This is a genomic window from Nocardioides perillae (assembly GCF_013409425.1).
GTDB lineage: Bacteria > Actinomycetota > Actinomycetes > Propionibacteriales > Nocardioidaceae > Nocardioides > Nocardioides perillae.
Genome location: NZ_JACCAC010000001.1, coordinates 1318445 through 1331689 on the forward strand (window position 1 = coordinate 1318445; position 13245 = coordinate 1331689).

Annotated in this window: 14 protein-coding genes; 10 read left to right on the plus strand and 4 right to left on the minus strand. The window is 72.8% G+C overall.

The window, feature by feature from the left end; translation table 11 throughout:
- The first annotated feature begins 23 nt into the window (after positions 1 to 23).
- The 10 genes from rpsH (at position 24) to BJ989_RS06240 (ending at position 6845) form a co-directional block, all read left to right on the plus strand.
- A complete protein-coding gene (gene rpsH, locus BJ989_RS06195; protein WP_179517446.1) occupies positions 24 to 431 on the plus strand; it encodes a 30S ribosomal protein S8 in 408 nt (135 codons plus the stop codon).
- Positions 432 to 459: 28 nt separating this feature from the next.
- Positions 460 to 999 (plus strand): 50S ribosomal protein L6, encoded by a 540-nt coding sequence (gene rplF, locus BJ989_RS06200; protein ID WP_179517447.1) that lies wholly within the window; start codon positions 460 to 462, stop codon positions 997 to 999.
- Positions 1000 to 1001: 2 nt separating this feature from the next.
- The gene (rplR, locus tag BJ989_RS06205; protein ID WP_179517448.1) at positions 1002 to 1385 is read left to right on the plus strand and encodes a 50S ribosomal protein L18; all 384 of its coding nucleotides are present in this window, start codon (positions 1002 to 1004) and stop codon (positions 1383 to 1385) included.
- Between the two features lie 31 nt (positions 1386 to 1416).
- On the plus strand, positions 1417 to 2037 hold the full coding sequence (rpsE, locus tag BJ989_RS06210; RefSeq protein WP_179517449.1) for a 30S ribosomal protein S5: 621 nt from the start codon (positions 1417 to 1419) through the stop codon (positions 2035 to 2037).
- A complete protein-coding gene (rpmD, locus tag BJ989_RS06215) occupies positions 2037 to 2219 on the plus strand; it encodes a 50S ribosomal protein L30 (RefSeq protein ID WP_139977682.1) in 183 nt (60 codons plus the stop codon). The genes rpsE and rpmD overlap by 1 nt, the downstream gene beginning before the upstream one ends.
- 1 nt (position 2220) lies before the next feature.
- On the plus strand, positions 2221 to 2661 hold the full coding sequence (gene rplO, locus BJ989_RS06220) for a 50S ribosomal protein L15 (protein ID WP_179517450.1): 441 nt from the start codon (positions 2221 to 2223) through the stop codon (positions 2659 to 2661).
- Positions 2662 to 2878: 217 nt separating this feature from the next.
- Positions 2879 to 4174 carry a preprotein translocase subunit SecY gene (gene secY, locus BJ989_RS06225; protein ID WP_179517451.1) on the plus strand — a complete coding sequence of 432 codons (1296 nt, stop codon included), beginning with the start codon at positions 2879 to 2881 and terminating at the stop codon, positions 4172 to 4174.
- Positions 4174 to 4746 carry an adenylate kinase gene (locus BJ989_RS06230; RefSeq protein WP_179517452.1) on the plus strand — a complete coding sequence of 191 codons (573 nt, stop codon included), beginning with the start codon at positions 4174 to 4176 and terminating at the stop codon, positions 4744 to 4746. Before secY ends, BJ989_RS06230 begins: the two co-directional genes overlap by 1 nt.
- Before the next feature lie 35 nt (positions 4747 to 4781).
- Complete coding sequence (gene map / locus BJ989_RS06235; protein ID WP_179517453.1) at positions 4782 to 5600, plus strand: type I methionyl aminopeptidase; 819 nt, start codon at positions 4782 to 4784, stop codon at positions 5598 to 5600.
- 9 nt (positions 5601 to 5609) lie between these two features.
- Positions 5610 to 6845 carry a DUF475 domain-containing protein gene (locus BJ989_RS06240; protein WP_179517454.1) on the plus strand — a complete coding sequence of 412 codons (1236 nt, stop codon included), beginning with the start codon at positions 5610 to 5612 and terminating at the stop codon, positions 6843 to 6845.
- 140 nt (positions 6846 to 6985) lie between these two features.
- Here the strand turns inward: BJ989_RS06240 and BJ989_RS06245 are convergent, their stop codons facing one another.
- From BJ989_RS06245 to lexA, 4 genes are all read right to left on the minus strand, one after another.
- Entirely contained in the window at positions 6986 to 9028 is a 2043-nt protein-coding gene (locus BJ989_RS06245) for a fibronectin type III domain-containing protein (RefSeq protein WP_179517455.1), read from the minus strand.
- A 39-nt stretch (positions 9029 to 9067) separates the two neighbouring features.
- A complete protein-coding gene (locus tag BJ989_RS06250; RefSeq protein WP_179517456.1) occupies positions 9068 to 10396 on the minus strand; it encodes an alkaline phosphatase family protein in 1329 nt (442 codons plus the stop codon).
- Complete coding sequence (locus BJ989_RS06255) at positions 10396 to 12159, minus strand: alkaline phosphatase D family protein (protein ID WP_179517457.1); 1764 nt, start codon at positions 12157 to 12159, stop codon at positions 10396 to 10398. The genes BJ989_RS06250 and BJ989_RS06255 overlap by 1 nt, the downstream gene beginning before the upstream one ends.
- 293 nt (positions 12160 to 12452) lie before the next feature.
- Entirely contained in the window at positions 12453 to 13172 is a 720-nt protein-coding gene (gene lexA / locus BJ989_RS06260; RefSeq protein WP_179517458.1) for a transcriptional repressor LexA, read from the minus strand.
- Between the last annotated feature and the right edge of the window lie 73 nt (positions 13173 to 13245).

Here is a 13245-nt window from a genome sequence, read left to right on the forward strand (position 1 = left end):
GGTGGAGAAAGGGCCTCGCGGCCATGACGATGACTGACCCGATCGCAGACATGCTCACGCGTCTGCGCAACGCCAACCAGGCGTACCACGACGCGGTGACCATGCCGTACTCCAAGCTGAAGGCCGGCGTCGCCGAGATCCTCCAGCAGGAGGGCTACATCACCGCGTTCGAGGTGAAGGACCCCGCCGAGGGCGAGGTCGGCAAGAGCCTGACCATCACGCTCAAGTACGGCCGCAACCGGGAGCGCTCCATCGCGGGCGTGCGCCGGATCAGCAAGCCGGGCCTGCGCGTGTACGCCAAGAGCACCGGCCTGCCCAAGGTCCTCGGTGGCCTGGGCGTCGCGATCATCTCGACGAGCCAGGGCCTGCTGACCGACCGCCAGGCCAACCAGAAGGGCGTGGGTGGGGAAGTCCTCGCCTACGTCTGGTGACGAGAGACCGAGAAGAGAGGACTGACGCATGTCACGCATCGGCAAGCTCCCGATCACGGTCCCGTCCGGTGTCGACGTCGCCATCGACGAGCGCCTGGTGACCGTCAAGGGGCCCAAGGGCACCTTGAACCACACCGTCCCCGCCCCCCTCACGGTGGAGCAGGCGGACGGCGTGCTGGAGGTCAAGCGTCCCGACGACGAGCGCGAGAGCCGCTCGCTGCACGGGCTGACCCGCACCCTGATCAACAACATGGTGGTCGGCGTGACCGAGGGCTACACCAAGCGCCTCGAGATCACCGGCGTGGGCTACCGCGTCCTGCCCAAGGGCCCGACGCAGCTGGAGTTCCAGCTCGGCTACTCCCACCCGATCATCTTCGACGCCCCCGCGGGCATCACCTTCACCACCGACGGCCCGACCAAGGTCGGCGTCGAGGGCATCGACAAGCAGCTCGTCGGCGAGGTGGCCGCCAACATCCGCAAGCTGCGCAAGCCGGAGCCCTACAAGGGCAAGGGCGTGCGCTACGCCGGCGAGCAGATCCGCCGCAAGGTCGGAAAGGCTGGTAAGTGACCATGGGCATCTCCCTGTCGAACAACAAGCACACCGCGTCGCGGGTGCGTTCGCGCCTGCGCCGCCAGATGCGCGGCCGCAAGCGGATCTCCGGCACGCCGGAGCGTCCGCGCCTGGTGGTCACGCGCTCGGCCAAGCACATCTCCGTGCAGGTCGTGGACGACCTGGTCGGCAAGACCCTCGTCTCCGCCTCCACCATGGAGAAGGACGTGCGCTCCCTCGAGGGCGACAAGACGGCGAAGGCCACCAAGGTCGGCGAGCTCGTCGCCGCCCGTGCCAAGGCCGCCGGTGTCGAGGGCGTGGTCTTCGACCGCGCCGGCAACAAGTACCACGGCCGCATCGCGGCCCTCGCGGACGCTGCCCGCGAGGGTGGCCTGGCCTTCTGATCGCAGACGAAGAAGAGAAGAGGAAAGTCTCATGAGCGGAGCCCAGCGCGGACAGCGCGCCGGTGGCGGGGGTCGCGGTCGCGACGACCGTCGCGGCGGCGGTGCTGCTGACAAGACCGCCTACGTCGAGCGCGTCGTCGCGATCAACCGTGTCGCCAAGGTCGTGAAGGGTGGTCGTCGCTTCAGCTTCACCGCCCTCGTCGTCGTCGGCGACGGTGACGGCCTGGTCGGCGTCGGCTACGGCAAGGCCAAGGAGGTGCCGGCCGCCATCGCCAAGGGCGTGGAGGAGGCCAAGAAGGCCTTCTTCAAGGTCCCCCGGATCCAGGGCACCATCCCGCACCCCGTCCAGGGTGAGAAGGCCGCCGGCGTCGTCATGCTGCGCCCGGCCTCGCCCGGTACCGGCGTCATCGCCGGTGGTCCGGTGCGCGCGGTGCTCGAGTGCGCCGGCATCCACGACATCCTGAGCAAGTCGCTCGGCTCGTCGAACCAGATCAACATCGTGCACGCGACCGTCGAGGCGCTGCGGATGCTGGAGGAGCCGGAGGCGGTCGCCGCCCGTCGTGGCCTGCGCGTCGAGGACGTCGCCCCGAAGGCGCTCCTGCGGGCGCGCGACGAGGTGCCCGCGGGCGTCTCGGCGGAGGTGTCGGCCTGATGGCACAGCTGAAGGTCCAGCAGAAGAAGTCGACGATCGGCTGCAAGGCCAACCAGCGCGACACCATGCGCTCGCTCGGTCTCAAGCGCATCGGCGACGTCGTCGTCAAGGAGGACCGCCCGGAGATCCGCGGCATGGTCCACACCGTCCGTCACCTGGTGACGGTCGAGGAGGTCGAGTGACATGACGCTCAAGCTGCACCACCTGCGTCCCGCCCCGGGCGCCAAGACCGCCAAGACCCGCGTGGGTCGCGGTGAGGGCTCCAAGGGCAAGACCGCCGGTCGAGGCACCAAGGGCACCAAGGCCCGCTACCAGGTGCCGTCCGCCTTCGAGGGTGGCCAGATGCCGCTGCACATGCGGCTGCCGAAGCTCAAGGGTTTCAAGAACCCCTTCAAGGTCGAGTTCCAGGTCGTCAACCTCGACCGCCTCGGCGCGCTCTTCCCGCAGGGTGGGGCCGTCGCGGTGGAGGACCTCGTGGCGAAGGGTGCCGTCCGCGACGGCCACCCCGTCAAGGTCCTCGGCCAGGGCGAGATCTCGGTCGCCGTCCAGGTGAGCGCCGACGCGTTCTCCGCCTCGGCGCGCGAGAAGATCGAGGCCGCCGGCGGCTCGGTCACCGTCCGCTGAGCGACGGCTGACCCACCTGCCACACGCACGACGTCGGGGCGCGGTGACCTGCACCAGCAGGGCGCCGCGCCCCTCGTCGTACCCCGGCCTCTCTCGGGGCCACGTCGGTGGCGGCCGCCCGCGGCGGCCGTGACCGGCGACACCGTCCGCCCCTGTTAGGCTTCCGGCGTCCTTCGCGGAGCTGCGGGGGCCCTTGCCTGCAACGAAAGAGGTATCCGTGCTTCGCGCGTTCGCCAACGCCTTCCGGACGCCGGACCTGCGCCGCAAGCTGCTGTTCGTCCTCGGCATCATCGTGCTCTTCCGCCTGGGCTCCCAGGTGCCGGCACCCGGTGTCGACGTCGAGAACGTGCAGGCGTGCATCGACGGACTGGACGACAACGGGGTCTACAACCTCATCAACCTGTTCTCCGGCGGCGCACTGCTCCAGCTGACGATCTTCGCGCTGGGGATCATGCCCTACATCACCGCCAGCATCATCCTGCAGCTGCTCGTCGTGGTGATCCCGCGGCTCGAGGCGCTCAAGAAGGAGGGCCAGGCGGGGCAGACCAAGATCACGCAGTACACCCGCTACCTCACCCTCGCGCTGGCGATCCTGCAGGCCACCGGCATCGTGGCGCTCGCGCGCTCGGGTCAGCTGCTGCAGGGCTGCACGCGCCCGCTGCTGCACAACGACGGCACCGCGACCTTCCTGGTCATGGTCATCACGATGACCGCCGGCACCGCGGTGATCATGTGGTTCGGCGAGCTCATCACCGACCGCGGCGTCGGCAACGGCATGTCGATCCTGATCTTCACCCAGGTGATCGCGACCTTCCCCAGCTCGCTGTGGCAGGTGCAGGTCTCGCAGGGCTGGTGGACCTTCGGCATCGTGATGGTGATCGGCCTGGTCATCGTGGCCGGCGTCATCTTCATCGAGCAGGCGCAGCGGCGCATCCCGGTGCAGTACGCCCGGCGCATGGTGGGCCGCAAGATGTTCGGCGGGTCCTCGACCTACATCCCGCTCAAGGTCAACCAGGCGGGCATCATCCCGGTCATCTTCGCCAGCTCGCTGCTCTACCTGCCGGCGATGGCGGTGCAGTTCAACACCAACTCGACCAACCCGGTCGTCGACTTCCTCAACACCTACTTCGTCAGCGGCACGCACCCGCTCTACATGGCGGTCTACTTCGCGCTGATCATCTTCTTCACGTACTTCTACGTCTCGATCACCTTCAACCCCGTGGAGGTCGCAGACAACATGAAGAAGTACGGCGGCTTCATCCCCGGGATCCGGGCGGGCAAGCCGACCGAGGACTACCTGTCCTACGTCCTGTCCCGCATCACGCTGCCAGGTGCGCTCTACCTCGGCCTGATCTCGTTGGTGCCGCTGATCGCCTTCGCGGTCATCGGGGCCAACCAGAACTTCCCCTTCGGCGGCACGTCCATCCTGATCATGGTGGGCGTCGCGCTCGACACGGTGAAGCAGGTGGAGAGCCAGCTCCAGCAGCGCAACTACGAAGGATTCCTCCGCTGATGCGTCTGATCATCATGGGGCCCCCGGGGGCCGGCAAGGGCACCCAGGCGAAGGTCGTCGCCGCCCGCTACGGCGTCCCGGCGATCTCGACCGGCGACATCTTCCGCGCCAACGTCGGCGAGGGCACGCCGCTGGGCCTCGAGGCCAAGCGCTACATGGACGCCGGCGAGTACGTCCCCGACGAGGTCACCAACCAGATGGTGCGCGACCGCCTCGCCGAGACCGACTGCGAGCCCGGCTTCCTGCTCGACGGCTACCCCCGCACGGTGGCGCAGGTCGAGGTGCTCGACGGCATCCTCGCCGAGGCGCACTGCCCGCTCGACGCGGCGCTGGTGCTCACCGTCGACGACGAGGAGCTCGTGCAGCGCCTCCTGCACCGCGCGCAGACCGAGGGTCGCAGCGACGACACCGAAGAGGTCATCCGCAAGCGCCAGGCGGTCTACAACGAGCAGACCGCGCCGCTGCTGGAGACCTACGACGCCCGTGGGCTGCTGGTGCGCGTCGACGGCATGGGCGGGGTCGACGAGGTCTCCGCGCGCATCGGCGCGGCGCTCGACGCCCACCGCGGCTGACCCCGCGACCGTACGACGAGGGGACGGGGCCGGCTGTGGGCTTGCGCGACCGCGGGGTCGAGGTGAAGACCCCCGACCAGGTCGACCTGATGCGCAAGGCCGGCCTCGTCGTCGGGCGCACGCTCGAGCTGTTGCGCTCCTCGGTGCGCGCCGGCGTCTCGACCGCCGAGCTCGACGCGGTGGCCGAGGACGCGATCCGCTCGGCCGGCGCGACCCCGTCGTTCAAGGGCTACCACGGCTTCCCGGCCTCGATCTGCACCTCGGTCAACGACGAGGTGGTCCACGGCATCCCGGGCGGCCGGGTGCTCGCCGAGGGCGACGTGGTCTCGATCGACTGCGGCGCGATCGTCGAGGGCTGGCACGGTGACGCCGCGATCACGATCGCGGTGGGCTCGGTGCCGCCCGAGGTCGAGGCGCTGATGGTGGTGACCGAGGAGGCGATGTGGCGCGGCATCGCCGCGGCGCGCCCCGGCGGGCGGGTCACCGACATCTCCCACGCCATCGAGACCCACGTGCGCGCGCAGGGGTCCTACGGGATCCTCGAGGACTACGTCGGCCACGGCATCGGCTCGCAGATGCACCTGCCGCCCAACGTCCCCAACTACGGCAAGCCGGGGCGCGGGCCCAAGCTGGTCGAGGGGCTCGCGCTCGCCGTCGAGCCGATGGTCACCCTCGGGGGCAAGGAGACCGACGTGCTCGACGACGACTGGACCGTCGTCACGACCGACCACTCGTGGGCGGCGCACTCCGAGCACACCTTCACCCTCACCGCCACCGGCACCTGGGTGCTGACCGCGCTCGACGGCGGCGAGGAGCAGCTCGGGCGATTAGGGGTGCCTTTCGGCGGACGGTAGGTTCGCCCGGTGCTGCTGCGGACCTTCGGCTTCTCCTTCCTCGTCACCGTCGTCGGACTGGTGGCGGCCTTCCTCCACGCCGGCCCGAGCGCCCTGGCGATCGCGGCGATCCTCATCGTGCTCGAGGTGTCGCTGTCCTTCGACAACGCCGTGGTCAACGCCAAGGTCCTGCGCGGGATGTCGCAGTTCTGGCAGATGATCTTCCTGACCGTCGGCATCCTCATCGCCGTCTTCGGCATGCGGCTGCTCTTCCCGTTCGTGGTCGTCTGGGCGTCCGCGGGGCTGCCACCCACCGAGGCGTGGGAGCTGGCGATGGCCGGCGAGGACGTGCCGCAGGGCGAGGAGACCTACGCCGAGATCCTCGAGGCCGCCCACCCGGTCATCGCGGCCTTCGGCGGCATCTTCCTCATGATGATCTTCCTCGACTTCTTCCTCGACTCCGAGAAGGAGCGGCACTGGCTGAAGCCGGTGGAGAAGCACTTCCAGACCCTCGGGCAGATCGGTGGCGCGGCCATCGTCATCTCGCTCGGGCTGCTGCTGGGCCTCGGCTACGCCTTCGAGCGCGAGGAGCTCGGCGGCGTGCTCGCCGCGGGCATCCTCGGCCTGCTGACCTACCTCTTCGTCACCGGGCTCGGCGACCTCTTCGCCCGCACGTCGGGCATCGAGGACCGCGCGGAGGAGGCGTCCGGGTCGGGCGGGAGCAGCTCGGGGGCGTCCGAGGGGTCGACCGGCCAGGTCAGCGCGGCCGCCGGCGACCCCGGCACCGCCGGCTCGGGCCGCGGCGGCGTCGGCACCCAGGTCGAGCACGACGCGGAGTCGGCGCAGGAGATCGAGTCGAGCGGGTCGGCCGGCCAGCTGGCCCTGGCCACCGGCAAGGCGGCGTTCTTCATGTTCCTCTACCTCGAGGTGCTCGACGCGAGTTTCTCCTTCGACGGCGTCATCGGCGCCTTCGCGATCACCAGCGACCCGATCACGATCGCGATCGGCCTGGGCGTGGGCGCGCTCTACGTCCGCTCCATCACCGTCTACCTCGTGCGCAAGGGGACGCTGTCGCAGTTCGTCTACCTCGAGCACGGCGCGCACTGGGCGATCGGCGCCCTCGCGGTGCTGCTCTTCATCACGATGGGCGTGCACATCCCCGAGGTCGTCACCGGCCTGATCGGCGTGGTCTTCATCGTCTCGTCGTTCCTGTGGAGCGTGCGGCACAACAAGCGCCACCCCGAGGAGTCGCACGTCGACGTCTGAGCGCGTGGCCCTCCGCTGGCAGCGGCGTCGTCGGGCCGGGGTGGGCGCCGAGTGACGCGGGCGGCACCCCCGAGGCGGCCCCCACCCGTGCCGTACGCGTCACTCGGCGGCGTGCGGCCTCGCGACGGGTCGGGCTCCGCTCACCGTGAGGAGACGGTGCGCGACCAGGCCGAGGGGCGGGAGGCGCCGGCCGCGTTCACCGCGACCACGCGCAGGCGGTAGCGGCCGCGCGGCACCTGCAGGCTGACCCGCACGACCGGGCCGCCGACGCGCACCGACGCGCTGGCCAGCACCCGACCAGTGCGGGAGAGCCGCTGAACCTGCACGCGCTGGGCGGTGAGCGCGACGTTGGAGACCGCGGCGCGCCAGGACCCGAGCACGGTCAGCTGGCCGCCGGCGGGGCCCGGCACGAGCCGCACGCGGCTCGGGGCGGCGGGGCGCACCGGGGTGGGCTCGACCCGCGGCACCGTCACCACCGCGCGGGCCTCGAGGCCGAGGCCGTCGGCGGTGACGGCGGCGACGGCGAGCTCGTGGCTGCCGGGCGGCAGGGAGTCGAAGGTCGCGCTGCGGGCCTCGGGGCCGAGCACCGTGGGGGTGGCCCCGACCCGGCGCACCGACCACCCGGTGACGGGCGCGTCGCCCGGGGCGGCCGGCGGGGCGGTCCAGGTGAGGGTCGCGCGGCGCGTCGTGGCGTCGTACGCCGTGGTGAGGCCGGTCGGCGCGGGAGCGGCCGCCCCGGGGGAGCAGGAGGGCGCGACGCCGAGGGTGTAGCCGCCGAGGCTGGCGTAGGCGCTGTAGCCGTCGGTGGCGGGGTTGCGCGCGCCGACGCCGTCGACCAGCAGGGTGTAGGCCCCGGCCGGCAGCGCGGCGAGGTCGAGCGCGGCGTCGAGGCCCGCGGCGGGGGAGTAGGGGTCGGTCGCCGGCCCCGTCGAGGCCGGGTCGGCGGTGGCGACCGTGCGGCCGTCGGCGTCGACCAGGCGCAGCCGGGCGTCGAGGTTGGGCCCGACCGAGGCGACCGACACGGTCGCGGCGAAGGCGCCGTCGCAGCCCTGCTGCACCGCGAACGCGTCGACCTCCCCGGTGCTGCTGACGACCCCCGCGGCCCTCGAGGTCAGCGGGGTCGCGGTCTCCGGCGTGCCGCCGTGGTCGTCGGTGCGCGCGGGCAGGCCGCTGCGGCGCACGACGTCGAGGTCGTCCTGCAGCGGCACCTGGCGCACCGCGCCGTCGACGTAGGCGTAGTTGACGGCGCCGGCGTACTCCCCGCGGCTCCACTGCGTCAGCGAGGCGTAGCCGCCGCCCATGATCGGACCCCAGACGCCGTGGCCGGGGTAGTACTCCTCGCTCGGGGTCGCGTCGTGCTCCAGCCCGAGCGTGTGGCCCACCTCGTGGCTGATCGTCTCGGCGAGCTGCACGGGGTCGTTGTCGAGCGGGCTGCTGAAGGCCCACGCCGGCCCGAGCTCACCGCTGCTCACCGCGTCGAAGACGCCGATGAAGGCGACGCCCACGCAGCCGAGGCCGCACAGCACCGACGGCGCCTCGGTCGAGCGGGTGACGAGGGCACGCACGCCGTAGACCTGGTCGGCCGTGCTGCTGCGCAGCAGCACGGCCTCGCTCTCGGGCCGCTCGGTGGTGACGTCGACTGCGAACGGGGCGAAGTCCTCGGCCACCCGCTGCCAGACCTCCTGCACGATCGCGCGCTCGGCGCTGCTGAAGGTGGCGGGGTCGCCGTCGCGCTCGTTGAGCCCGGGGTAGAACGCGTCGGGCAGGCTCGGGCCGCCGCCGGGCGGCTCCTCGTTCCACCAGGTGCCGGCGACCTCCGCCCCGTCGAAGTCGAGGTAGATCGTCCGCTGGGCGCCCGGGAGGCTGTGCAGCCGGAAGGTGTCGGCGAGGGGGTGGGGCGTGCGCGCAGCGCCCGTGCGTGCCTGCGCGTCCGCGCGGGTGCCCGACGTCGGCGCGGGCGGCTCGTCGCCGCCGGTGTCCACGACGTACGACGGGCCGCCGGGGAAGCTGCGCACGGTGCTGCCGCCGTCGGCGTGCTCGCCCGGTGCGGTGCCGTCGACCGAGCCGGCCGCGCCGGCCGGGCCGGCCTCGCTCGCGGCCGCGGTCGGCACGCCGCCGGTGGCCGCGGCGGTCAGCGTGAGCGGCAGGAGGGCGGCGGCCAGCAGCCGCGCGGGGGAGCGCACACCGGGGTGATCGGTCGTCGCGAGGCCGACCTGAAGGGATCAGAGGCGGCTGCGGCCGTCCCACCCGCCGCGCGGTGCCCCGAGGCCGAAGAACTGCGCCAGGGTGGGCGCCACGTCGACGGTGTGGGCGTGCGCCGAGGAGGTGCTGCGGCGGCGCACGGCCGGGTGGCCGCCGGCGAGGAAGAACGGGATCGGCCGGGTCGCCGGGTGCCCGTGGTTGCCGGGGATGGGGTTGCTCGACGGGTCGGGGTCGGAGAAGCGACAGCCGGCCTTGCAGTAGACGACGACGTCGCCGGCGTTGGGGCCCAGGCGCAGGCCGGGGGTGCGGGCGCGGTCGTGCGCGACGAGCACGCCGGGGTGGGCGCGCGCGATGCGCAGCATCCGGTCCACGCCGGCCTGGCGGCGGGTGGCCGGGCCGGTCCAGTAGAGGAGGTCGGCGCCGCCGTTCTGCGCGATCGCGACGTTGCCGGCCAGCAGCGGGTCGTCCTCGAGCGGCCCGGCCAGGGTGATGAGGTTGCCCGGCGTGGACCAGTCCATCGAGTGGTCGGCGAGGAACACCAGCAGGCTGTCGCGCCAGCGCCCGGTCGACCTCAGCAGGTCGACGAGCCGGGCGACCTGCTGGTCGGTGGCGGTGAGGGCGGCGCGGCGCGCGAGGCGCGCGTCGGCGTAGGGGCCGGTGACGTCGCTGTGCCCGGTGCGGTCGATGTCGCCGAGGTTGACGAAGACCAGGTGCGGGTCGAAGGCCTCGACCATGTCGAGCGTCGCCTGCATGGTGAACAGGTCGGGCGCGTGCTCGCTGACGGGGATGATGGGGGCCGGCTCCCAGCGGTGGGTGGCGCGGTTGCCGAAGACGCCGTAGAGGTACTCCTTGCTCAGCACCGTGCCGGTCACGCGCCCGGTGGCGTTGAGCCGGCTGATCACCGTCGCCGCGCGGATGTCGCCGCGGCGGTCCATCGTGCGGTCGGCGCCGAGCTTCCGGTCGTAGATGTCGTTCGCCGGCACGCCGCTGCGGTCGGGCCGCACGCCGGTCATCATCATCACGTGGTTGGGGATCGTCTCCATGATCGGCAGCGACGAGGCCCGCGGGAAGTTGCGGCCGGCCGCGCGGAGCCCGGCGACCGTCGGCATCGTGGTCGGCGTGATCTCGTCGGGCCGGCAGCCGTCGAGCACGACGACGTAGGCCCGCTTGCGCCCGCCCGCGCGGGCGTCGGCCGCCGCAGCGCTCGGGGCGCCGAGCGCCGAGGAGATCGCGGTGGCCGCGGCGCCCGCGCCTGCCACCTGCAGGAGGTTGCGGCGACCGGTGCGCAGCAGCTCGGCGCCCTCGGCGAAGCGCTCGCCGGGGTGGGTGCAGCCGGTGTGCCCGCACATCAGCGGTCGCCTCCGTCCGTGCGGGGGCCGACAGGGGCGTCGGCGGCCTCGACGCGGCCGGTGCCGGCCAGGGTGCGGTAGCTCACCGACCAGACGGCCTCGGCGGCCCGGTCGGCGCGCGGGTCGGTGGCGCCGCTGCCCTCGCGGGGGCGCAGGACGAACCAGTCCATCTGCGCCCGGGCCGGGGTCACGTCGAGCACCGAGAAGCCGTGGGAGTCGAAGTCGAGGTACTTGATGTGGCGGTTGTTGGCCAGGATGCCGGCCTCCACCACCTCGGTCGTCGCGCCCGACGGGTCGCCGGTGATGTCCTTGAGGTTGTTGCTGGTGACCGAGGAGCAGACGAACTCGACGCCCGCGGAGTCGCTGAGCGGAGCGGTCGCCACGTCGTACGGCAGCTCGCAGGCCCAGCCGGAGTGGATGTCGCCGGTGAGGAAGAGCGCGTCCTTCACCCCGCGGTCGCGGATGTGGTCGAGCACCTCGCGGCGGTCGGCGGTGTAGCCGTCCCACTGGTCGGTGTTGTAGGGCGCGCCGTCGGCCGGCAGCAGCCCGGTCACGTCGTTGACCGGGTCGAGCAGGTCGCGGGGGACCTGCCCGAAGGTGACCGGCGCGATCATCACCGGGTTGCCGACCAGCTTCCACTGCGCGCGCTCCTGCTGCAGCGAGGCCTTGAGCCACGCCATCTGCTGGCGCCCGAGGATCGTGCGGTCGGGGTCGCTCACGGTGGCGTCGGGGTTGGGCACGGGCGTCGGCACGCCGCCGACCTGCTGGCTGCGGTAGGTGCGCAGGTCGAGCATGCTCAGCTCAGCGAGCTGGCCGAACTGCAGCCGGCGGTAGAGCCGGGCGCCGTCGCCGAGACGGGCGGTGCCGTCCATGAGCACCGGCATCCACTCGTCGTACGCGCGGTGGGCGCGGGCGCGCCGGCGGACGTAGTCGCCCTCGGAGGCGTCGTGGTTCTCCGCGCCGTCGCGCCACTGGTCGTTGGTGACCTCGTGGTCGTCCCAGGTGACGATCATCGGCGCCAGCGCGTGGAGGTCCTGCAGGTCGGGGTCGCGCTTGTACTGCGCGTGGCGCTGGCGGTAGTCGGCGAGGCTGACCATCTCGCGCGCGGGCACGTGGCGGCGGACGTCCTCGTTGCCCTGGCCGCGGCCGTACTGGCCCGGGGCGTACTCGTAGAGGTAGTCGCCGAGGTGCAGCACGGCGTGCAGGTCGCGGCGCCGCGCGAGGTGGCGGTAGGCGCTGAAGAAGCCGGCCTGCAGATTGGCGCAGGAGACCACGCCGAGGCGCAGGTTGCCCGGCAGCGCGTCGCGCGCGGGGGCGGTGCGGGTGCGGCCGGGACGGCTGGCGACGCCGCGGTGGACGAAGCGGTAGTGGTACCACGTCGCGGGGCGCAGGCCGGTCGCGAGCACCTTGACGGTGTGGTCGCGGCTGGCGCTGGTGGTGACCGTGCCCTGCTTCACGATCCGCCGGAAGCGGGCGTCGGTGGCGACCTGCCACGTCACGTGCGCCTTCGGGCCCTTGCCGGAGCCCGGGGTCGCCGCGGCGGTCGGGGTGAGGCGGGTCCACAGCACGACGGCCGTCGGTTGCGGGTCGCCCGAGGCCACGCCGTGCGCGAAGAGCTGCGCGCTGCTGCGGCGGGGTCGGGTGCGGGGGGCCGGCTCGGCGGCGGCGCTGCCGCTCGCGAGGGCGGTCGCGCCGACGGCGCCGGCCGCGCCGGTCGCGAGGACGGTGCGGCGCGCGACGTGCTGGGGGTCAGGGGTGGTCACACTGGATTGAACGACGCCGGGAGGGGGTGGTGACGGTGGTTCGGCGAAAGTCGCCGGTTGTTCGGCTGCTGGTCACCGGGGGCGGTGGGGCCTCGGCGCGGCGTGCGTCATGCGGAGGCGACGCGATCGCGCGCGCTCCGCATGACGCAGGCGGCGTGACGGAGTGGCCGGCGAGGGCGCGCGGCGGCGGGCGCGGCGTACTGGCTGGGGACGACGGGCGCCTCGGGCCTGCCTGTGGACGCACGACGGCCGACCCCCGTGCGGGGGCCGGCCGGCGTGGGGCAGCGTCGGGGTCAGAGGCGGCGCAGGACCGCGGTGACCTTGCCGAGGATCGTGGCGTGGGTGCCGTCGATCGGGTCGTAGGCGTCGTTGTGGGGGAGCAGCCAGACCTGGCCGTCCTTGCGCTGGAAGGTCTTGACCGTCGCCTCGCCGTCGATCATCGCCGCCACGACCTCCCCGTTGTGGGCGGTGGGCTGCTGGCGCACGACGACGTAGTCGCCGTTGCAGATCGCCGCGTCGACCATCGAGTCGCCGGAGACCTCGAGCATGAAGAGCGTGCCGTCGCCGACGAGCTGCTGGGGGAGCGGGAAGACGTCCTCGGTGCGCTGCTCGGCGAGGATCGGCCCGCCGGCGGCGATGCGGCCGACCATGGGGACGTACTGGGCGGCGGGGAGCGCGTCGCCGATGCCGGTCTCGTCGAAGCCGGTGTCGGTGGCCGCGCCGACCGCGCGGCGCCCGGCGGCGGACTCGGGCAGGAAGACCTCGAGGGCGCGGGGGCGCTTGGGGTCGCGGCGGATGAACCCCTTCTCCTCGAGCACCTTGAGCTGGTGGGCCACCGAGGAGGAGCTCGACAGGCCGACGGCGTCGCCGATCTCGCGCATGCTCGGGGGGTAGCCGCGGTGCTCGACGGCGTCGCGGATCACGTTGAGCACCCGCTGCTGGCGCGGGGTCAGGCCCGTCGCGTCGGGGGGTCCGTCGGGCAGCTCGGCCACCCGCTTCTTCGTGCCTGCCATCGTGCGCCTCCCGTGCCCGCGCCGGAGCCGTCGCGCGGGTGCGTCAGCGCAGGGCCGGGCGCCCGGGAGGCTC